The 20,289-nt window shown below is 51.7% G+C and carries 18 protein-coding genes and 2 pseudogenes; 16 read left to right on the plus strand and 4 right to left on the minus strand.

Going from position 1 to position 20,289, the window contains the following annotated elements:
* Positions 1-42: 42 nt before the first annotated feature.
* From AC0L73_RS18425 to AC0L73_RS18450, 6 genes and pseudogenes are all read left to right on the plus strand, one after another.
* On the plus strand, positions 43-945 hold the full coding sequence (locus AC0L73_RS18425; RefSeq protein WP_473654530.1) for an EamA family transporter: 903 nt from the start codon (positions 43-45) through the stop codon (positions 943-945).
* A gap of 113 nt (positions 946-1,058) precedes the next feature.
* Complete coding sequence (gene argE, locus AC0L73_RS18430; protein ID WP_473654531.1) at positions 1,059-2,219, plus strand: acetylornithine deacetylase; 1,161 nt, start codon at positions 1,059-1,061, stop codon at positions 2,217-2,219.
* Between the two features lie 139 nt (positions 2,220-2,358).
* Positions 2,359-3,953: pseudogene (locus AC0L73_RS18435) on the plus strand (ABC transporter substrate-binding protein).
* Between the two features lie 74 nt (positions 3,954-4,027).
* Positions 4,028-5,002: an ABC transporter permease gene (locus AC0L73_RS18440; RefSeq protein WP_227951896.1), complete on the plus strand. Its 975-nt coding sequence runs from the start codon at positions 4,028-4,030 to the stop codon at positions 5,000-5,002.
* A 9-nt stretch (positions 5,003-5,011) separates the two neighbouring features.
* On the plus strand, positions 5,012-5,947 hold the full coding sequence (locus AC0L73_RS18445; RefSeq protein WP_227951897.1) for an ABC transporter permease: 936 nt from the start codon (positions 5,012-5,014) through the stop codon (positions 5,945-5,947).
* Positions 5,948-5,956: 9 nt separating this feature from the next.
* A complete protein-coding gene (locus AC0L73_RS18450; protein WP_321576144.1) occupies positions 5,957-7,684 on the plus strand; it encodes an ABC transporter ATP-binding protein in 1,728 nt (575 codons plus the stop codon).
* A gap of 18 nt (positions 7,685-7,702) precedes the next feature.
* Here AC0L73_RS18450 and AC0L73_RS18455 read toward each other — a convergent pair whose 3' ends face one another.
* Both AC0L73_RS18455 and AC0L73_RS18460 read right to left on the minus strand, forming a co-directional pair.
* A complete protein-coding gene (locus tag AC0L73_RS18455) occupies positions 7,703-8,167 on the minus strand; it encodes a GNAT family N-acetyltransferase (protein WP_227951898.1) in 465 nt (154 codons plus the stop codon).
* Positions 8,167-9,252: a M14 family metallopeptidase gene (locus AC0L73_RS18460; protein ID WP_227951899.1), complete on the minus strand. Its 1,086-nt coding sequence runs from the start codon at positions 9,250-9,252 to the stop codon at positions 8,167-8,169. The genes AC0L73_RS18455 and AC0L73_RS18460 overlap by 1 nt, the downstream gene beginning before the upstream one ends.
* A gap of 101 nt (positions 9,253-9,353) precedes the next feature.
* Between AC0L73_RS18460 and AC0L73_RS18465 the strand changes: the two genes are divergently transcribed.
* Positions 9,354-10,361 (plus strand): glutathione S-transferase family protein, encoded by a 1,008-nt coding sequence (locus tag AC0L73_RS18465; RefSeq protein WP_227951900.1) that lies wholly within the window; start codon positions 9,354-9,356, stop codon positions 10,359-10,361.
* Between the two features lie 298 nt (positions 10,362-10,659).
* Positions 10,660-11,400 carry a CGNR zinc finger domain-containing protein gene (locus tag AC0L73_RS18470; protein ID WP_473654532.1) on the plus strand — a complete coding sequence of 247 codons (741 nt, stop codon included), beginning with the start codon at positions 10,660-10,662 and terminating at the stop codon, positions 11,398-11,400.
* Here the strand turns inward: AC0L73_RS18470 and AC0L73_RS18475 are convergent.
* Positions 11,306-12,820 carry a malonate--CoA ligase gene (locus AC0L73_RS18475; RefSeq protein ID WP_473654533.1) on the minus strand — a complete coding sequence of 505 codons (1,515 nt, stop codon included), beginning with the start codon at positions 12,818-12,820 and terminating at the stop codon, positions 11,306-11,308. The genes AC0L73_RS18470 and AC0L73_RS18475 overlap by 95 nt on opposite strands.
* Positions 12,821-12,838: 18 nt before the next feature.
* On the minus strand, positions 12,839-13,507 hold the full coding sequence (locus AC0L73_RS18480) for a GntR family transcriptional regulator (protein WP_227951903.1): 669 nt from the start codon (positions 13,505-13,507) through the stop codon (positions 12,839-12,841).
* A gap of 287 nt (positions 13,508-13,794) precedes the next feature.
* On the opposite strand from AC0L73_RS18480, the pseudogene AC0L73_RS18485 reads away from it, so the two are divergent.
* The 8 genes and pseudogenes from AC0L73_RS18485 to AC0L73_RS18520 all read left to right on the plus strand — a co-directional run.
* Positions 13,795-14,092: pseudogene (locus tag AC0L73_RS18485) on the plus strand (TRAP transporter large permease subunit); the annotation flags it as partial.
* A 9-nt stretch (positions 14,093-14,101) separates the two neighbouring features.
* Positions 14,102-14,287 (plus strand): hypothetical protein, encoded by a 186-nt coding sequence (locus AC0L73_RS18490; protein ID WP_473654534.1) that lies wholly within the window; start codon positions 14,102-14,104, stop codon positions 14,285-14,287.
* Positions 14,271-15,425: a malonyl-CoA decarboxylase gene (locus AC0L73_RS18495; RefSeq protein WP_473654535.1), complete on the plus strand. Its 1,155-nt coding sequence runs from the start codon at positions 14,271-14,273 to the stop codon at positions 15,423-15,425. The genes AC0L73_RS18490 and AC0L73_RS18495 overlap by 17 nt, the downstream gene beginning before the upstream one ends.
* A 154-nt stretch (positions 15,426-15,579) precedes the next feature.
* Positions 15,580-16,500 (plus strand): SDR family oxidoreductase, encoded by a 921-nt coding sequence (locus AC0L73_RS18500; RefSeq protein ID WP_473654536.1) that lies wholly within the window; start codon positions 15,580-15,582, stop codon positions 16,498-16,500.
* Positions 16,501-16,511: 11 nt separating this feature from the next.
* Positions 16,512-17,369, plus strand: a complete 858-nt coding sequence (locus tag AC0L73_RS18505) for a MaoC/PaaZ C-terminal domain-containing protein (protein WP_227951907.1) — start codon at positions 16,512-16,514, stop codon at positions 17,367-17,369.
* A gap of 101 nt (positions 17,370-17,470) precedes the next feature.
* A complete protein-coding gene (locus AC0L73_RS18510; RefSeq protein ID WP_227951908.1) occupies positions 17,471-18,145 on the plus strand; it encodes a nitroreductase in 675 nt (224 codons plus the stop codon).
* A 58-nt stretch (positions 18,146-18,203) separates the two neighbouring features.
* The gene (locus AC0L73_RS18515; protein WP_227951909.1) at positions 18,204-18,878 is read left to right on the plus strand and encodes a nitroreductase; all 675 of its coding nucleotides are present in this window, start codon (positions 18,204-18,206) and stop codon (positions 18,876-18,878) included.
* Positions 18,879-18,887: 9 nt separating this feature from the next.
* On the plus strand, positions 18,888-20,045 hold the full coding sequence (locus AC0L73_RS18520) for an acyl-CoA dehydrogenase family protein (protein WP_473654537.1): 1,158 nt from the start codon (positions 18,888-18,890) through the stop codon (positions 20,043-20,045).
* Positions 20,046-20,289: the final 244 nt, after the last annotated feature.

A 20,289-nucleotide genomic window follows, 5' to 3' on the forward strand; every position in this document is an offset into this window, starting at 1 on the left:
GCGAAATTGAAGGCCCGTTTATTCCCGTCGAGTAGCCTTTCCATGGAAGCCTGGATCCCGATTACTATCTTCGCGGCCTTCTTTCAGAATGTCCGAACTGCCTTGCAGAAATCCCTGAAAAGTCGCCTCAGCACAGGCGGGACAACATATGTGCGATTTCTTTACGGTGCGCCGTTCGCACTTCTTTATATTATCGGTATCGATCAGTTTTCTGCGCTTTCTGTGCCATCTCTGAATGGCGAATTTGCGATATTCATCATCTTTGGCGGGCTTGCCCAAATTCTTGCAACGGGATTGTTGGTCGCCCTTTTCAGCCTTAAGAATTTCGCTGTGGGTACAACCTACTCCAAGACGGAAACAGTGCAGGCGGCCATTTTCGGGATCGTGATCCTCGGAGAGCATGTGGGCATAGGGGCTGTTTTCGCCATTGCTATCAGTTTTGTCGGCATTTTGCTCATCTCTATGTCCTCAAGCTCCTTTACTTTTCGTGACTTTTTCTCGGGCTGGACGAGCAAGGCGGCGGGGTTTGGGATACTCTCCGGCGCATTGTTCGGTATTTCTGCGGTTTCCTATCGAGCGGCGGCCCTTTCGCTCGGTGGGGAGGGCGCGATGATGCAGGCCGCCTTTACGTTGGTTTGCGTCTTGTTTTTCCAGACTTTGGTCATGAGCATTTATTTGCCGATCCGGGAACCGGGACAATTGACTGAAGTAATCAGGAATTGGAAGGTGGCAATTTGGGTCGGGCTGACCGGGATGCTCGGTTCCGTTGGCTGGTTTACTGCCATGACCTTGCAAAACGCTGCCTATGTCCGGGCGTTGGGTCAGGTCGAGCTGGTCTTCACTTTTATAGCGTCCTATTTCTTCTTCAAAGAAAAGACGAACAAGATAGAAGCGGCAGGTATCCTCCTGATCGTTTTCGGTATTCTTCTTTTATTGTTGGATTAACATTCATTTAATCGTCACTTTTTTGTCATTTCCCTGTCTTTCCGTCTTTCGCTTCTGCAAATCATCGGCTAAGCTGCCCATTAAGTTGATATCAAACAATTGAAGGGGTCGCCTTGGGGAAGATTTATTCCGGCCGTGAAATGATTGACAAACTGATTTCGTTTGACACGGTCTCGCGCAATTCCAACCTTGCCCTTATTGATTTTGTCGCTGATTATCTGGCAGATCACGGGGTAAATTCCACTCGCGTTTTCAATAGTGACAAGAGCAAGGCAAATCTTTACGCGACCGTCGGTCCGATGAAGGAAGGCGGTGTTGTTCTTTCCGGTCATACGGATGTGGTCCCGGTCGAGGGTCAGCCTTGGGATACAGACCCGTTCACGGTTGTTGAAAAAGATGGCAGGCTTTACGGGCGTGGCACGTCCGATATGAAAAGTTTTTCCGCGATTGCGCTGTCAAAGGTCCCGGAAATGATCGAGAAGGGGCTTTCTGTCCCGATCCATTTTGCACTTTCTTATGATGAGGAAATCGGCTGCATCGGTGCACCCGCCATGATCGAGGAAATTGCCGCCAATTTGCCGGCGCCACGTGCCGTAATCGTGGGGGAGCCGACGATGATGGATATCGTCTCGGCCCATAAAGGCATTCTCACGCTCACGACAAAAGTGATTGGGCGCGAAGCTCATTCCAGCCTTGTTGAAGATGGGGTCAGTGCTGTCATGGTCGGGGCGGAGTTGATCGCCTATATCGGTAACATGATGGCGGAAAACAAGGTGCGCAGCCAGGCTGACAGCCCCTTCTTTCCACCCTACACAACTCTGACCTGCGGCGTCGTTAATGGCGGAACTGCCGGCAATATCCTCGCAAGGGAATGTAATTTCGTCTGGGACATCCGGCATATTCCGGAAGATGATCCGATGAGCTTCGTTGAGCGGTTTATTGCGCATTGTAATGATGATGTGCTCCCTCGTATGCGGGAAATTGCGCCGGAAGCCAGCATTGTCACTGAACTAAAATCGAATGTCCCGGCGCTTCGGCCTGAAGACAGCGGAGAGGCGGAAATGCTGGTGCGCGCCATTACAGGCAAGAACACATCAAACGCCGTTTCCTATGCGGCTGAAGCCGGACAATTCCAGCAGGCAGGGTTTTCTACCGTTATCTGCGGACCCGGATCAATCAGTGTCGCCCATCAACCGAACGAGTATATCGACATTGCCCATGTAACCGAGGCGGAGAAATTTATCTCCCTCCTCATTGACCGGCTGGCAAAATGAGGCATATCAATTGCATTGGACAGAGATTGGACTATTCGCTAATCTCAATTTCAGAATCCGTGAATAAAACCAATAATAAACACGGCAAAAGCGCCCAAAATGGGCAAATAAGTGATCAGATAGCAAAAAGGGAGTTATCATGAAACTAAGGACAGGACTGTTTGCTGCAGTTGCCGCTGTCGCCCTCGCGGTGACATCGCCGGTGCAGGCAAAAACTTTTAAATTTGCGTTTCAGGGGGATCTGAGTTCTCTCGACCCGCATTCACTGAATGAATCCTTCCTGCTGGGTACGCTCGGCAACGTCTATGAAGGGCTTGTACTCTATGATCCGAATATGCAGATCGTTCCGGGTCTCGCTGAATCATGGAAGTTGCTGACACCGACCACTTGGGAATTCAAGCTGCGTAAGGGCGTTAAATTCCATGGCGGTCAGGATTTCACAGCAGATGACGTGATTTTCTCCTGGGAGCGTGCAGGGCGTGACGGGTCGGACCAGAAGGTCCGAAACAGCATGATAAAGAGCATCACCAAGGTGGATGATCACACCATTGTTTTAGAAACACCGGCACCGAACCCGATTTTGGTTCAGGACCTTCCATATCTGTTCATCATGGACAAGGAATGGTCAGAAGAGCACGGAACAACCTCTTCGACGAGTGCCGCGGGTGATAATGCCGGTAATTATGCAAACCTGCATGCAAACGGAACGGGTCCCTTCAAGATCAAGAGTCATGAAGCGGACATTAAATCGGTTCTGGTACGTAACGAAGATTACTGGAAAGATATTCCGACAAACGTCAGCGAAGTTATCTTTACACCAATTAAGGAAGCGCCGACCCGTGTTGCCGCCCTGATATCCGGTGAACTTGATATGGTATATCCGGTACCTGTGCAGGACTGGGAACGTTTGGACAATGCGGAAGGCGTAAAAGCTCTGACGGGTCCGGAAGCGCGGACTATCTTTATCGGGTTTGATCAGGGTCGAGATGAACTTCTCTATTCAAATATTAAGGGAAAGAACCCGTTCAAGGATCAGAAAGTTCGTGCGGCATTTGTTCATGCAATCAATCTAGATGCCATCAAAGAAAAGATCATGCGAGGCGCGGCAACGCCGACGGGTCTGTTGGCGGCACCACAAGTCAACGGATTTGCCGAAGCATTGAATACGCCCTATGCGTATGATCCTGAAAAATCAAAGGCTTTGCTCGCCGAAGCCGGATATCCAGATGGCTTTGAAGTGACGCTTGATTGCCCGAACAACCGTTATGTCAATGACGAAAAGATCTGTCAGGCAGTGACATCTATGCTTGCGAAGGTCGGCGTCAAAGTTGATCTTCTGGCGCAGCCGAAATCAAAATATTTCGGTAAAGTTCTGGCGACAAGCGGGTACGATACCAGCTTCTATCTCCTCGGCTGGACTCAGGCTCAATGGATGCGGAAAATGTTCTTTCCTCATTGATCGTTTGCCAGAATGCAGATGCCAAGAAAGGCTTGTTCAACCTTGGTAACTACTGTAACCCGAAAGTGGACGAACTGACGGCGGCCATCGGTAGTGAAACAGATCAGGAAAAGCGCAATGCGATGATTGCCGAAGCCTTTAAGATTGTTAAGGACGATGTTGGCTACATGCCTATTCATCAGCAGCCTCTTTCCTGGGGTGTGAGCGACCGTGTAACGGTTAATCAGCGTGCTGATAACGCTCTCGACTATCGTTATGTCGTGATTAACGAATAATACAGATTGTTGGGGCCGCTCTTTTTAAATAAAGAGGGCCCCAATTTCTTTTATGGCCTTTACCGTAAAGTAATATGATCTCATTTATTTTTAAGCGACTTTTGCAATCGGTCGTTGTTATGTTGACCGTTGCTTTGATCGCTTTTTCCATGTTTAGATTTATCGGGGATCCCATCAATAATATGGTGGGTCAGGATACCAGTCAGGCTGATCGCGCCGCTCTAACCGAGCAATTGGGATTGAATGATCCCTTTATTGTCCAGTTCGGCCGTTTTGCGCTGAATGCTGCAGAAGGGAATTTCGGTATTTCCTACAAATATCGGCAGCCTGTAAGTAGCCTAATTCTTGAACGATTATCGGCAACATTGGAGCTGTCTTTTGTGGCGGCCGTTCTTACCCTTGTTGTCGGAATTCCCTTGGGTGTTTACACCGCACTAAAGGGAAAGGGGCTGATATCAAAGGGGATCATGACTTTATCCCTTATCGGGGTTTCCTTGCCGACATTCCTGATCGGTATTTTGCTTATTCTCTTGTTCGGTGTTGTGCTCAGATGGTTGCCAACCTTTGGGCGCGGCGATGTTATCGCTATTGGATGGTGGACGACGGGCTTTTTGACGGTTTCTGGCATCAAATCACTCATTCTTCCGTCTATTACGCTGGCGCTTTTTCAGATGACATTGATCATGCGACTGGTAAGGGCAGAGATGCTGGAAGTTTTGCGCACCGATTTTATCAAATTCGCACGTGCGCGCGGATTGCCTGACAGATCCGTACATTTTAAGCATGCGCTGAAAAATACGCTGGTCCCGGTAATTACGATTACGGGATTGCAGCTTGGTGCGCTGATCGCCTTTGCGATTATTACTGAAAGCGTCTTTCAATGGCCGGGCATGGGTTTGTTATTTATTCAGGCAATCTCGGATGTGGACATTCCAATCATGGCGGCCTACCTCGTTCTAATTGCGTTTTTCTTTGTTGTTATCAATATGGTAGTCGATATTCTTTATTATATGGTTGACCCGCGCCTGCGGGCAGACAGTACGGCTTAGGGGATGGCGATGGAACAAGTGCAACCCGCCACTAAAACCCGCCTGCAACGGATTTTTGGCAGCGATATCTGGTACAGCTTTATGCGAAGCCCGGTCGCAATCATTTCGGCAGTCGTAACAATTGGCATGATTCTGGCGGCTATTTTTGCGCCCTGGATCGCGCCGAACAATCCATTCGATCTTGCGACTATCAGTATTATGGACGGCAACCTTCCGCCTGCCTGGCAGTCTGGCGGAGACACGAAATTCTTGCTAGGTACCGATGATCAAGGCCGGGGGGTATTATCTACCATCCTGTATGGCGCGCGTATTTCTTTGATGGTTGGGTTCTTCTCGGTGATTTTTTCAATGGTCATCGGTATTGCCCTTGGTTTGATAAGCGGATATGCGGGCGGACGTACCGATGCCTTTATTATGCGGATCGCTGATATTCAACTGTCCTTTCCCGCTATCTTGATTGCTCTTCTTGTGGATGGCGTCGCCCGTGGTATTTTGCCGTCAGAGCTGCATACTGATATTTCCATCTATGTGCTGATTTTTGCCATTGGTATTTCCGGCTGGGTGCAATATGCCCGTACGGTGCGCGGGTCGACACTGGTGGAAAAAAATAAGGAATATGTGCAAGCTGCTCGCGTTATCGGCATCCGGCCTCTCACAATCCTGCGCCGCCATATCCTGCCCAACGTCATGGGGCCAGTGATGGTTATCGCGACAATCCATTTGGCGATCGCCATCATTACCGAGGCAACGCTCTCCTTCCTCGGGGTGGGTGTGCCGCCGACAACGCCATCGCTTGGCACACTGATCCGTATCGGCAACGAGTATCTCTTTTCTGGCGACTGGTGGATCACAATTTTTCCGGGAGCGACCCTTGTGATTTTGGTTCTCGCCGTCAATCTTTTGGGTGATTGGATGCGTGACGCCCTTAATCCGAAGTTGCGCTAGGACGGTATTATGGACTTACTCAATATCAACAACCTGCGTATCGAGTTCCCGAGCCGTCATGGCACGGTGGTGGCCGTAGACGATGTCAGCCTGTCGGTGCAGCCGGGTGAGGTTCTGGGCGTTGTCGGGGAATCCGGCGCGGGCAAGTCAACCATTGGTAATGCGGTAATTGGCCTGCTGGAGCCGCCGGGAGAAATGACGGCGGGACATGTGCTCCTGAAATCGGAACAGATTGATACCCTGAGTGCAGAGGCAAAGCGAAAAATTCGTGGCCGTCGTATCGGCATGATTTTCCAGGATCCACTCACCTCGCTTGATCCGTTGCAGACGATTGAACAACAACTTGTTGAGACCATTGATCTGCACCTCAAACTTGGGGAGAAGAAATCGCAGGAACGTGCTGTTGATCTCTTGCGTCAGGTTGGTATTCCTGAGCCGGAAACGCGGATCAAGAACTATCCGCATCAATTCTCCGGTGGTATGCGCCAACGTGTTGTGATCGCGCTCGCCCTTTGCGCGGAACCGGAAGTGATTATTGCCGACGAGCCGACGACTGCGCTTGATGTCTCCATTCAGGCGCAAATCCTTGAGCTTATGCGCCGCCTGTGCAAAGACAAACAGGTCGGCATGATCATCATCACCCATGATATGGGCGTGATTGCGGATATTACGGACCGGGTCGCTGTTATGTATCGTGGCAAGGTGGTGGAAGAGGGAACGACGGCAAAGATTCTCGGTAATCCCGATCACCCCTACACCCAAAGCTTGATCAGTGCGGTACCGCGTCCGGATATCCGCCTGAAACGCTTTCCAATGGTCAACTATATCGAAGAAGAGGGCGAGCGGACGAAGGATATCGATCTTTCGACACATTGGCTTGGTCGCCATCGGGATTATGATGCGGTGGACGGACCGCTTCTCAGCCTCAAAAACCTGGTCATGACCTTCGTGACTAAACCCGCCCTGTTAAAAAGTAACCGGATTACCTTCAACGCGGTCGATGATGTGTCCTTCGATATCAATGAGGGAGAAGTCTTTGGTCTCGTCGGCGAGAGTGGCAGTGGCAAATCGACAGTCGCACGCATGGTTTGCAGCCTTTATAAACCGGCATCTGGGATCGTAAATTTCGCCGGTACCGATCTTACGAGCATCAAATCAGAGAATGAGCGGGATTTTTATCGCCGTCAGATGCAGATGATCTTTCAGGATCCGTTCTCGTCCCTGAATGGCAGAATGCGGGTGATGGACATCATCGCCGAACCGATCCGCTTTCATAAGCTTGCGTCCTCTAATCAGGAAGTCGAGCAGGTCGTCAATGACCTTCTCGATCATGTCGGGCTTGGGGCCCAGGCCTCTGTAAGGTTTCCGCATGAATTTTCCGGCGGGCAGCGTCAGCGTATTTCAATCGCTCGGGCGCTTGCGACCCGGCCGCGTTTCCTGATCTGTGATGAGCCGACCTCTGCACTTGATGTCTCTATTCAGGCTCAAATTCTCAATCTTCTCAAAGATTTGCAGGAAGAACTCGGCCTCACCATGCTGTTTATCAGCCATGACCTTCCCGTCATTCGCCAGATGTGCGACCGGGTCGGTGTGATGAAGCAGGGCAAGCTGGTCGAAGTCTCCGCGACTGAGGATCTGTTCGAAAACCCGACAGCGGCCTACACGCGGGAACTTCTCGACTTGATGCCGCGCCTTGATAAGCTGTCACATGAAGGGCTGGAGGTTGAGGAAGCCTAACGCGTTTTTTGGCGAAGATCAAAGATTGATCGTCATAAAGACGCTGTTCGGGTCCAGTATATAATTGGCGAAAGGCGGGCATTCCGTAAATCCATGGTTTAGGTAAAGCTGCCGCGCCGGTTTGAAGCCGGGCTGAGAGCCGGTCTCCAAAAAGAGCTTTTTATATCCCCGTTCCCGCGCCGTTGCCATTACATGAAGGAGGAGGGCAGCCGCCACGCCTTTGCCGCGATGGACCGCCGCCGTATGCATGGATTTTATTTCCCCGGCGTTGTCCGCCAACTCTTTCAGCGCGCCGCAGCCCACGAGCTTTCCCGCTATTTCCGCCCGCCAAAAGGTGATATCGGACCCACGCAAGCCCTCAAGGTCTAGGGCATGGGTACTCTCCGGCGGGGAGAGGGAGCGCATCAAGGTCAAATGCGCATCAAGAAGTGCGATGATCTCATCGGAGCGGACATAATCGCGCGTAACGACAAGTTCCGCCATCAAGCCTCTTTTCCCAATCCGCTGAGGGCCATTTTCACGACGGACGTGCCGCGCTCCCAGATCATGTTTTTCCAGTCGTCCGCATCACAGTAAAACGCATCGCGGACCTGTTTCTTGATCGATTTACCAAGATCTGACTCAAGATCACCTTTGAGATACAGCCAGTTATCCGCCCTGAGCGCATTCAGCACCTCCAGCACGGGGATGGTGCCATATTCGATGGCAACACAAGTATGGCTGGCGTTCGGGGCACTTTCGCAGACCCCGGCATCGATCGTTCCCCGGACTATGGCGGAGCTGGATGTGCCCGCCTCAGGAGAGGTGACATCCTCGCCATACCAGGTGATGGCACGAGGCAGTCCTGCGGGGTTTCCCACGTAAATCAACTCTCCGTGGCCATAGGGGCCCAGGCCGGTATGGAAATCGAGTAATGCAAGATGCTTGGCATTACCGGCATGTTTTTTCACCACCGCGCGGAGTGTCTTGTTCGTCCATGACGCTTCAAACCCGCCGAAAAAGAGGCCATCCGCATGAATATGTTGTCCTCCCGTAACAGCGGCTTGATAGGTTGGGAGTCCCTTCTTGGCGATATAGTCTTGAATGTTGGCGTCAGCCTCGGCACGGGCCGGTCCGTCCCAGTCATCGGGGACGAGATAAGGGTGAACTTCTGCGTATTCCGCGTTTTCCGGGAGGCCGTCCTCAAATTTCAAAAAATTGCGGTTGAGATCAATATTGTCCTCATTCACCCGACGGATATGGGAAAAGCCATAGGGGTTGATGGCATGAATGAGAAGGACGGCAGTATCATCTGGAAGATCTTTGAACATACCGGTATCCAGCATGCCGACCTGCACGCCAGAGCCACAAAAACCTTCCCCGCCATGAGTAGCGGAGGAGATGATCAGGACCTTGGATGCATCATCGGGACCGATGCGGGCGACATCCATATATAGATCTTCACCTTCCGCGCCTTTTGCCCGGTCGTTCAAATTATTTTCGACCTGCAATCCGCGATCCATACAGCTTTGAAGAAATTTGGTGCGAGCCTCGGCATAGGTGGCGGAGAAAAAACCCGGTATATTCATGTCGACATACTTCCCTTTTTATCGTTTCAATTGTTATAACAGAGATAATCACTGCTGCGCGACATTTTGAGCGGCGGAATGACCATAAAAAGGAAATAATTATGTCGGATCAGCAGTATGTCATCTTTGGCTCGGAATATTCCCCTTTTTCCGTCAAGGTCCGCTCATATTTCCGCTACAAGAATATTCCACATGAATGGCGTCCACGCACGCTTGAGACACAGGCGGAGTTCCAGAAATACGCCAAGCTGCCGCTCATCCCGTTGATCCTCGGGCCCGATGAGACGGTATGGCAGGATTCCACCCCGATTATTGAAACTTTCGAAGAGAAATTCTCCGATCCTGCGTTGCAGCCGCCGTCTGCCGTGCTCAACTATCTTTCCTGCCTGATTGAGGATTACGGTGATGAATGGGTCAATAAACCGATGTTTCATTACCGATGGTGGCGTCCTGAGGATCAGGAGACCGTGAGCCGAGGCCTTGCACGCGCCGTCAATCCAAAGGGAGATCGGGAGGCACAGGACAAGCTTGCCGATTCCATTCGCACCCGCATGGTGCCGCGGCTTCGTTTTGTGGGGTCAAGTGAGAAGACAAAGGACGTAATCGAGACATCTTTTGATCAGCTGCTATCGCTGCTGGGCAAACATTTAGAAACCCGAAAATATTTGTTCGGTGGCCGCCCCGCACTTGGTGATTTTGGTTTGTTTGCGCAAATTTACTGCTGCCTTCAACAGCCAACAACGGCAAAAATAATTAAAAATGGCTATCCTGAGATTACTGACTGGATTGCCCGGATGCTCGATCCAAAGGCGGAGCAGGGGTGGGAAGACTGGTCAACCCTCTCCCCGACATTGGAACCCCTGATCAGGAAGCAGATCGGCGATATCTATCTGCCCTGGAGTCTTGCGAATGAGAAGGCGGTGTTGAGCGGGGAAGAGGAGTTTTCCCTCACGTTGATGGATCAGGAATTCAGCCAGCAATCAGTCAAATATGCCGCGAAATCCATCCATGTGTTACGGTCGCGCCTTGCCGAAACAGCGGATCGGATGGAACTCGACAAGATTCTGGATCACTGCGGCTGTCTGCAACCCTTACTTTCACAGTCTTGACATATATTTTCAGGTGATCATATTTCTGCCGAAATTTACCGGTATTGATTTAGGCCTTAACTGAATTGTTTTATAAGTGAAAATGATAGGGTAGTGGTCGTTGTCATTATCCGGATTTTTCTGCATATATTTATTAAAAATATAATTAAATTAATATCTTGCAATTCTTTTCTAATTTAATAGATTATGTTCATCATTGAAGCAAATAACTATTGACGGCGAACAAACTAGTATACTATGAAATATAGGTATATTATGGTTTTGTTACACGACGAATGAGACGTTACGGGGTATTTTTGTGGCACGGATCGACGCGCTTGTAAAATCTGGGGTTGTGAATAAAGAGGGTTTTTATACTCTTGGTGGACGCCTCGCCATTGATTTTGCCAATAGTTACAAACGGATCGGTCGCGAGAAGGAAGGGATCAGCAGTTTTGAAGATTTGCTGATTTTCATGAAATCCCACCATTTGTTGCATGAAGACGAAGCGTCAGACCTTCATATGTTCCATTTTCAAAACCCTGGCCGTTGCCAAAAGGTCGTTGACGGCCTTGTCGAATTGCGTAACGGGTTCCGCAATGTTTTGACGGAAGTCGAGCAGGGTTGGCCGGTCAGTCTTGATTTTTTCGAAGAGATAAACAAGCGGCTCGCAAGCTTCAAGAGCTATCACAAGCTCGAACCCACGGAAGAGGGGATGGCGCTGAAATCCGTCATTGATGAAAATGGGCCGGAGAAACTGATGTTTCCGATTGTTCGGGACATCGCCGATTATCTTGCGTCGGACCATGTGGAAAAAACACGCGGTTGTGCCAGCGATGATTGCGATCTTTATTTCGTCAATCAGTCTCGCAACGGCCGCCGTCGCTGGTGCTCCATGTCGACCTGTGGCAATCGCGCCAAGGTTAACGCCTATCTGAAGCGCCATGGAAGCGTAATTTCCGTCTTTAGACAGCCGTCTTTGCCCGATCCCGAAGCTGATTTTTCTGCACCTTACCCATGGTGTTACGAGGCAGGTCATCGACGATATAAACTTCTTTAGGCACTTTGAAATTGGCGAGTTTTTCCTTCACATAGGCAATCACATCCTGATCTGAGAGGGACGCGACGCTGCCATCAGGAACGATAAAGGCGACAACTGCCTCCCCGAAATCCGGATGCGGGCGACCGACAACGGCGCTTTCATCCACACCGGGCATTTCGTCAATAAAGCTCTCAATTTCCTTCGGATAGACGTTGTATCCGCCGGAAATGATCAGATCCTTTGATCGGCCGACAATGCGGTAATATCCATCTTCGCCTTTTCGTGTCATATCGCCGGTGATAAAGAAACCATCGGCGCGGAACTCTGCGGCGGTTTTTTCCGGCATCTGCCAATATCCCTTGAAGACATTCGGTCCGCGAATTTCAAGAATGCCGATGTCGCCTTCCTTCACAACATTGCCGGCGTCATCGACAATGCGCACCTCGTTATCGAGTGGGAAGCCGACAGTGCCGGCCTTTCGTTCCCCGTCATGCGGGTTGGAGGTGATCATGCCCGCTTCCGTCATGCCGTAACGTTCCAGAATGACATGGCCGGTCCGCTCTTCGAACGCATTGAACGTCTCCGCAAGGAGCGGCGCAGAGCCAGCGGTGAAAAGGCGCATATTGCGGCATACTTCTTTGGTAAATCCCGCCTCGGTCAGCAGGCGGACATAGAAGGTCGGCACACCCATAAAGACGGTGGCCTTCGGCAGGTTGTCGATCACAATGGCGGGATCGAATTTTTTAAGGAAAATGACCTTTGCCGCGCTTAAAAAGGCGCAATGCAGGGCGACGAACAGTCCATGCACATGAAAAATCGGCAACGCATGAAGCAAGACGTCGTCCGTCTGGAACTGCCAGTATGAATTCAGTGTTTTAGCGTTGGACGCCAGATTATCATGAGTCAGCATCGCGCCTTTTGAGCGGCCCGTCGTGCCAGATGTATAAAGGATGGCGGCAAGATCGTCTCCGGCGCGCTCAACGGTAGAGAAATCCACAGAAAGTTCGGCAGCACGTTCGGTCAGGCTACCCGTGCCCATTGTATCGAGGGTAAGTACCTCCTGCACGCCGCAATTATTCGCAATTGTTCTTATTTCCTCAAATGAGGCTGGATCGCAGACAACCACGGTCGGCGTGGCATCACCGAGAAAATATTCAATTTCCGCAGTTTTATAGGCGGTGTTGAGCGGTAAATACACCAATCCCGCCCGTAGGCATGCGAGATAAAGAACAACTGCCTCTACCGACTTTCCAGTTTGAACGGCGACACGATCCCCCGGCACAACACCAAGGGAGACAAGCAGGTTCGCCATTTGCGCGGATTTATTTTTCAAGTCACCAAAGGTATAGCTGGGTACATCTGGTCCTTCAAAAGCGATTTCATTTAAGTTCGCCGGAAACCGGCTGTCAAACAGGCTGTAGAGGTTTTTATCAGTCATTGTCACTCGTTCTTTGGATCAGGCAGACGCCCTAAGGTAATGGGAGGGAAGGGTGGAAAGAAAATCAGTGAACCGCTCACCCTGAATGGCGACATGATCGCGGGTCAATTTCTCGGCGAGGGCAGCATCGCCCTTGATCACCGCCTCGACAAGCGCGCCATGCTCATTGGAGGAGGCGAGAATGCGACCGGGAATGCGGACTTGAAGCCGACGGTGAGCAGATAAGCGGTGACGGAGTTCCCGGACCTGTTTTTCAAGGAAGTTATTATGGCTGGCCTTGTAAAGAAGGTCATGAAGACGCAGGTTGTGGACATAGTATTCATCAAAATCTTCTGTGCCCGACAAGGCATGACATGATTCATGGGCATCAAGAAGGGCCGTCTTCTCGGCAGGACTAATTCGCCGCGCAGCGAGACGGGCGCAAAGTGCCTCCAGATCGGCCATTACCTCGAACATATTCATCAGGTCCTGCACGGAAATGGCCGCGACGATTGCCCCGCGGCGCGGACGTATCTCGACAAGGCCAGAGGCTGAGAGACGGTTCAGCGCCTCCCGTATCGGGGTGCGGGAAACGTTAAATTTCTCCGCCAGGATGGTTTCATCCAGCCGCGTTCCGGGCTTTAAACTGCCTGTCACGATTTCCTGTTCGAGCACAGGGAGAATTTCGTTTGCCCGTGAAGTTGCCATGTCGACTGTCCATATTATTGATAGGCCGGGAATGTAACGCGGTACAGTATGTCAGAAGAATCATTTCTTGTATACAAGAAAACATATTTCACATACAAAAATTTTAAGCGGAAGGAAGATAGCTACAATTTCTCCCGGAGAAGAGCATAAAAATAAGGGGGAAGAACCCTTTTAAGATGCGAGAAGAATTATGAAATTCATGTCTGAAAGTATGAGGAATATGTCTCCCGTCGGATTGATTGCGGCGGATGGTGCCTTAGGCGCTTTTATTCTGCCGTCGTCGAATTTTTTTGCCGCCTGTTGCCGACATTGTCATGACTGCGCCCTTTTTGATCCCTATTATTATCAATATTGGGTTTGATCCCTGTTGGCTTGCGGTTGTCCTGATCTTAAATATGGAAATAGGATTGATCACACCACCGGTGGGATTAAACCTGTATGTTATAATTGGAATTGCACCGGGCACTTCCCTGTCGACTATTTAGGGGGCTTTGCGGTTTATGTTTTGCCTGATCGCCGGTACAATTCTTGCTGTGTTTCAACCCGGAAGTTGCCGCATGGCTTCCGGAAAAAATAATGGGATAGACTACTAATATGGCGCCGACTTTTGTCACTCAATTTTTTAATTCCATCGCCGATACCGGCCGTGAACTCCTTGATCTGCGTGGAGACAAGAAGCGCGGGCAGGGGATAAAGGGATTGAGTCATGATCTCCTGACCCAGAAGGGGGAGGCATCGGGCATGGCTCTTGCGCGTGATGCGGTTGAGGCACTGGATTAAGCTCTCCGATGAGGAAAAACTCGATTTTCTTAAATTCCTGAACGAGGAAATGGCGCCGGATCAGAAAAAGATTGAGGCGGCGGTTGCGGCCTATCATAAGGAAAGCAATGCAGAGAATTATAAAACACTGAGTTTGGCGATTGAGGCGCCGCGGCAGGAACTGATGAGGCGACTCAATTTTGCGCCGGGCGGCACGGCGGCAATTGTCGCCATGCGCAAGTTCCTTGTTGGGCATTTGCGGAAACATCCAGAACTGAAAGCCGTGGACAGCGATCTGCAGCATCTTCTCAGTTCATGGTTCAATCGCGGTTTTTTGACGCTGGAGCGCATCGACTGGCGTACACCCGCCGTTGTGCTGGAAAAACTGATTGAATATGAGGCCGTACACGAAATTGACGGCTGGGAAGATTTGCGCCGTCGCCTTGACAAGGATCGGCGATGCTTCGCCTTTTTCCATCCGGCTCTGCCCGATGAGCCGTTGATCTTCGTTGAGGTGGCCCTTGTGAAGGGCCTTGCTTCGGCTATTCCGCCGCTTCTGTCGCGGGATACGGAGCGGGGCGACCCAACGAAGGCGGATACGGCCATTTTTTATTCCATCAGCAACTGTCAGGATGGATTAAAGGGCATTAGCTTTGGTAATTTCCTGATCAAGCAAGTAGTGGCGGAACTTTCGGCAGAGCTTCCCAATTTAAAGCATTTTGCAACGCTGTCGCCGATTCCCGGCTTTATGCGATGGCTGGCAGCCCTAAAGGGCGCGGCCGCCGGTATGCATTTCAAGGATATCAATGTTGTCCGCAAAATGATTGCCGAGCCGGATTGGCAGAATAACCCCGAAACCGTGGAAGCGGTGCGTGAGCCGCTCGAAAAACTCTGCGCCCATTACCTGATTAACGAGAAAAAAGGCACTCGTCCGCTTGATCCGGTGACGCGGTTTCACTTAGGCAATGGCGCACGGCTTGAGCAGCTCAACTGGATGGGCGACAGCTCTCCCAACGGGCTTGCGCAATCTGCGGGACTGCTGGTGAACTATTATTATAGCCTCAAGGATATAGAGAAAAACCATGAGGCTTACGCCAATGAGCGTAAAGTCGTGGCCTCCTCCGCCTTGCAATCCCTCGCCAAAAACGGCAAGAAATAAGGACCGCCCAAGCCAATTGTATTTCGCCCCCGTGTTCGCGTCATTTTTTTGTCGACGGCGTGGGGGCGATGCTTATAATCGGGCGCAAGAACGAAGGGATTAATCCCGCGGATCGACAACAACAACTAAAAATAAACAACAAAAAGGAAAAGAAATGTCGGATCAAAATATGCTTGCAGGTAAAGTAGTCGTTGTAACGGGCGCCGGCCGGGGTGTCGGCCGGGGCATCGCCATCATGTGCGCGTCTCAGGGTGCAAAAGTCGTGGTCAATGACCTTGGCGGTACCGAGCAGGGCGACGGCGCGGACCAGATCCCAGCCATGGAAGTGGTGAAAACTATCACCGATGCCGGCGGAGAAGCCATCGCCAACTTCGGTAATGTCGCGAGCTCGGATGACGCCGGCCAGATGATTGAGGATGCCCGCAAGGAATTCGGCGGAATCGATTGTGTCGTCAATAACGCCGGTATCCTGCGCGACGTGATCTTCCATAAGATGAGCGAAGCGGAATGGGATGCGGTTATTGCCGTTCATCTGAAAGGTAGCTTTAACGTTGCCCGTGCTGCGGCCCCATATTTCCGGGAACAGCAGAGCGGGTCGATGGTGCACATGACCTCGACGTCCGGCCTGATCGGTAACTTTGGGCAGGCAAACTATGCCGCCGCAAAACTCGGTATCGTTGGTCTTTCACGTTCCATCGCGCTTGATATGTCCCGCTTTGGCGTCCGCTCCAACTGCATCTCGCCTTTCGCATGGTCCCGCCTGATTGGCACAATTCCACAAGGTACGGATGCGGAGCGTGAGCGCGTTGCCAAGATCCAGCAGATGACACCAGAGAAAATTGCCCCGCTTGCCGTTTATCTTCTCTCCGATCAGGCTTCTGATGTTACCGGCCAGATTTTTGTCGTCCGCAATAACGAGATTTGCCTGATGAGCCAGCCGCGCCCAATCCGCAATCTGCAGACCTCCGATGGATGGACACCTGAGACAGTGGCGGCTCGCTTTGGTCCCGCCGTCAAGTCTTCCCTTGTGCCGCTGGAACGCTCCGGTGACGTTTTCTCTTGGGATCCGGTCTAAGGAGCAACGGCATGACAATCGATTATGACAAGCTCATAAACTGGAAGTTCGAGGATATCGAGCAGACTTACACGTCAAAGGACACCATCCTATACGCGCTCGGTGTCGGACTTTCCATGGACCCACTCGATATGGACCAGCTCCGCTTCACCTATGAAGAGGATCTGCTGGCCCTGCCGACGATGGCCGTGGTACTCGCTTATCCCGGTTTCTTCCTGAAAGATCCTGAATTCGGTGTTGACTGGGTGAAGGTGCTGCATGGGGAGCAGGGGATCGAGATTCATAAACCTCTGCCCGCCGAAGGCACGGTCGTTGGCACAACGAAAATCACGGAGATCATTGATAAGGGGGAGGGCAAGGGCGCGCTCATGTACTCCACCCGCGAAGTGCGAGAGAAGGCGAGCGGTGATCTGCTCGCGACACTCACGTCCACGACTTTCTGTCGGGGTGATGGCGGCTTTGGCGGCCCGAAAGTGGAGGCGCCGAAACCGCATGAACTGCCCGACCGGGCGCCGGACAGCGTGGTCGAGCTTCCAACCCTTGATCAGGCAGCGCTTATCTATCGCCTGAGCGGGGACTTCAACCCGCTCCATGCCGATCCGCGCGTCGCGACAAATGCCGGTTTCAAGGCGCCGATCCTGCATGGTCTCGGTACCCTGGGCGTGGCGGGTCATGCGCTCGTTAAACAAGCCTGCGGCTATGATCCGGCGAAGCTGAAATCTCTTCGCTTGCGGTTCTCTTCTCCCGTCTACCCGGGGGAGACAATCGTCACCGAGATGTGGCATGACGGGGACGTCACGTCTTTCCGCTGCCGGGTTAAAGAGCGGGATATTGTTGTCCTGAACAATGGCTACGCAAAGATTGGCTGAGCGCTGATCAATGTATGACTGAACGGCAGGATTGGTTTGTAAATTCTGCCGTTCCTTATTCTATCAGGCACACAATCATTCTTATAGCTGAGGAATTAAACATGGATGTTGAACAAGCAATCCTGACCCGCCGATCTATTCGCGCCTTCACGGACAAATCGGTCCCGAAGGATACAATAGACCGTATCCTGAGCCTCTCTCAACGGTCACCGAGTGGCACCAATATACAGCCTTGGCATACATATGTTTGTACCGGCGCCGTTAAGGACGCTATTTCCCGTGATGTCCTCGATCTGGTGGATAAGGGACAGGCGAAAACCTATGAAGAGCTCGACTACTATCCCGCTAAATGGAAAGATGTTCATCGTGATCGGAGACGGGGCGTCGGTTGGGGTCTATATGGATTGCTGGGCATTGAAAAGGGCGACAGGGAAGCGACCATGCGTCAGGCAAAGCGCAACTTCAAATTCTTTGATGCGCCGGTCGGGTTGTTTTTTACGGTCGATTCCTATCTTCTCCGCGGTAGCTGGAGTGATACGGGCCTCTATATGCAGACCATCATGCTCGCCGCACGTGGGGAGGGGCTTCATACCTGTCCGCAGGCCGCCTGGCTCAATTATCCGGACCCGATCCTCAAGCATCTGAATATCCCCGATGATCAGGTTCTGGTCTCTGGTATGGCCATGGGTTATGAAGATACAACCGCGATCGAGAATACCCTGGTGAGTGAACGCGAAGACATAAGCAATGTTGTTCACTATGTCGGGTTTGACTGACGTCCCCACGATGACCGGATAAGATATCCCGGCATTGATATATGACAGGAGCAAGCGAGTGAACGTATCTGAGGCAATTAAATCACGGATCACCGTGCGTCAATTTCTCGACAAGCCGGTACCTGAACAGACCGTCCGCGATATTATTGAAACCGCAAAACGTGCGCCCTCTGGTGGCAATCTGCAACCCTGGACCGTTCATGTTTTGAAAGGCGATCCATTAGCGGCGTTGATTTCTGATATTGAAGAAAAGCTGAAAAGCGGCGTGACGGAAGAGCCGGAGTATAATGTCTATCCCCCGGAGCTTGTCGATCCATACAAAACACGCCGGCGCATCGTTGGGCAACAGCTATATGACCTGATTGGTGTCCCGCGATCGGACACACCTGGCAAACTCAAGCAGCTTGCGCGCAATTTCCGCTTCTTTGATGCGCCGGTCGGAATGTTCTTCGTGCTGCACAGGCAGATGGAGATCGGGCAATTTGCGGATGTCGGTATGTTTATGGAGAATATCATGCTGCTCGCCCGTGAACACGGCCTCGATACCTGCCCGCAGGAAGCCTGGGCCCGCTGGCCGCAAACCTTGAGGGAACATCTCTCGCTCAGCGATGACGAAATGCTTTTTTGCGGTCTGGCGCTCGGTTATCGCGATGAGGCGGCAGTTATTAATGAGCTCGTCTCGGAGCGCGAAGACTTTGATAATTTCGTCACCCTTCACGGGTTCGAGGAGTAGATTTCTAGCATGAATGATGAAGATGTAATCGGCCAGATACGCGAAACTGTCCGTCAACTATGTGCGGGATTTCCCGGTACTTATTGGCGGGAGAAGGACCGGGAGCGAGCCTATCCGACGGAATTTGTCGACGCCCTGACTGAGGCCGGGTTACTGTCCTCGCTGATCCCGGAGGAATATGGCGGGGCGGGACTGCCACTTAGCGTGGCTTCTGCGATCCTTGAGGAAATTCATGCCAATGGCTGCAATGGGGCTGCCTGTCATGCTCAGATGTATACGATGGGAACGCTCTTGCGCCATGGCTCGGAAGAGCAGCGACAGAAATACCTCCCCGGAATCGCGAGCGGAGAATTGCGGCTCCAGGCTTTCGGTGTGACAGAGCCAACCGCAGGGACGGATACCACCAGTATCTCAACAACGGCCGTGCGTGACGGCGATGACTATGTGGTGAATGGCCAGAAAGTCTGGACATCCCGCGCGGAATATTCCGACTTGATGATCCTGCTCGCCCGCACAACCGTGAAAGACAAGGTTGCCAAACGCGCTGATGGTCTCTCCGTCTTCGTCGTGGATATGCGGGAAGTAGTGGGAAAGGGCATGACCATCCGCCCGATCCGCACCATGATTAACCATGCCACAACGGAAGTTTTCTTCGATAACATGCGTATTCCGGCCTCCGCCCTGATCGGGGAGGAAGGGAAGGGATTTCGGTATATTCTCACCGGCATGAATGCGGAACGGATATTGATTGCATCGGAATGCCTCGGCGATGCGGACTGGTTTATCAGGACGGCCTCAGATTATGCCCGTGACAGGAAAGTGTTTGGCCGACCGATTGGCCAGAATCAGGGAATCCAGTTTCCGATTGCCCGCGCTTTTGCCGATACCCGTGCGGCCAAGCTGATGGTTCGGGAAGCCTGCCGCCTTTATGACGCGGGAGAACCCTGCGGCGGGGAGGCCAATATGGCCAAGATGCTGGCCTCCGAAGCCTCATGGGCAGCGGGAGAAGCGTGTATCCAGACCCATGGTGGATTCGGCTTCGCCGAGGAATATGATGTTGAGCGGAAATTTCGCGAAACCCGGCTTTATCAGATTGCGCCGATCTCGACCAATCTGATCCTTTCCTATATCGCGGAGCATGAACTCAAGCTGCCGCGCTCCTACTGACTGATTCTGTCCGGCAACGAAGAAAATTAATTTTGCGGAAATTCCTGGAAATTTCATGTGGACCCTGCGTCATTTTGTGGCGGCAGGCCGACTTGTAACTACAAGATATAGAAATTGTCAAAAAAGCATCATTTAAGGTGTTGACGTTGTTGGATGATGGTCCTATAAACCGCGTCACGCCGACGGGGCGGGTCTGGTTTTGGGTTTTGTTTTTGGCCTAATTTGCTTGATTTGTCTGGTTGGT

The organism is Sneathiella sp. D3-11 (assembly GCF_055809395.1).

What these genes read in the sequence shown, in the direction of transcription:
- AC0L73_RS18510 (WP_227951908.1), top strand. Translation starts at nt 17,471, where the DNA reads ATGGATGTTGAACAAGCAATCCTGACCCGCCGATCTATTCGCGCCTTC.
- AC0L73_RS18480 (WP_227951903.1), bottom strand. Translation starts at nt 13,507, where the DNA reads ATGGCAACTTCACGGGCAAACGAAATTCTCCCTGTGCTCGAACAGGAA.
- AC0L73_RS18520 (WP_473654537.1), top strand. Translation starts at nt 18,888, where the DNA reads ATGAATGATGAAGATGTAATCGGCCAGATACGCGAAACTGTCCGTCAA.
- AC0L73_RS18450 (WP_321576144.1), top strand. Translation starts at nt 5,957, where the DNA reads ATGGACTTACTCAATATCAACAACCTGCGTATCGAGTTCCCGAGCCGT.
- AC0L73_RS18475 (WP_473654533.1), bottom strand. Translation starts at nt 12,820, where the DNA reads ATGACTGATAAAAACCTCTACAGCCTGTTTGACAGCCGGTTTCCGGCG.
- AC0L73_RS18440 (WP_227951896.1), top strand. Translation starts at nt 4,028, where the DNA reads ATGATCTCATTTATTTTTAAGCGACTTTTGCAATCGGTCGTTGTTATG.
- AC0L73_RS18445 (WP_227951897.1), top strand. Translation starts at nt 5,012, where the DNA reads ATGGAACAAGTGCAACCCGCCACTAAAACCCGCCTGCAACGGATTTTT.
- AC0L73_RS18465 (WP_227951900.1), top strand. Translation starts at nt 9,354, where the DNA reads ATGTCGGATCAGCAGTATGTCATCTTTGGCTCGGAATATTCCCCTTTT.
- AC0L73_RS18505 (WP_227951907.1), top strand. Translation starts at nt 16,512, where the DNA reads ATGACAATCGATTATGACAAGCTCATAAACTGGAAGTTCGAGGATATC.
- AC0L73_RS18460 (WP_227951899.1), bottom strand. Translation starts at nt 9,252, where the DNA reads ATGAATATACCGGGTTTTTTCTCCGCCACCTATGCCGAGGCTCGCACC.
- AC0L73_RS18455 (WP_227951898.1), bottom strand. Translation starts at nt 8,167, where the DNA reads ATGGCGGAACTTGTCGTTACGCGCGATTATGTCCGCTCCGATGAGATC.
- AC0L73_RS18425 (WP_473654530.1), top strand. Translation starts at nt 43, where the DNA reads ATGGAAGCCTGGATCCCGATTACTATCTTCGCGGCCTTCTTTCAGAAT.
- AC0L73_RS18500 (WP_473654536.1), top strand. Translation starts at nt 15,580, where the DNA reads ATGTCGGATCAAAATATGCTTGCAGGTAAAGTAGTCGTTGTAACGGGC.
- AC0L73_RS18490 (WP_473654534.1), top strand. Translation starts at nt 14,102, where the DNA reads ATGGCGCCGACTTTTGTCACTCAATTTTTTAATTCCATCGCCGATACC.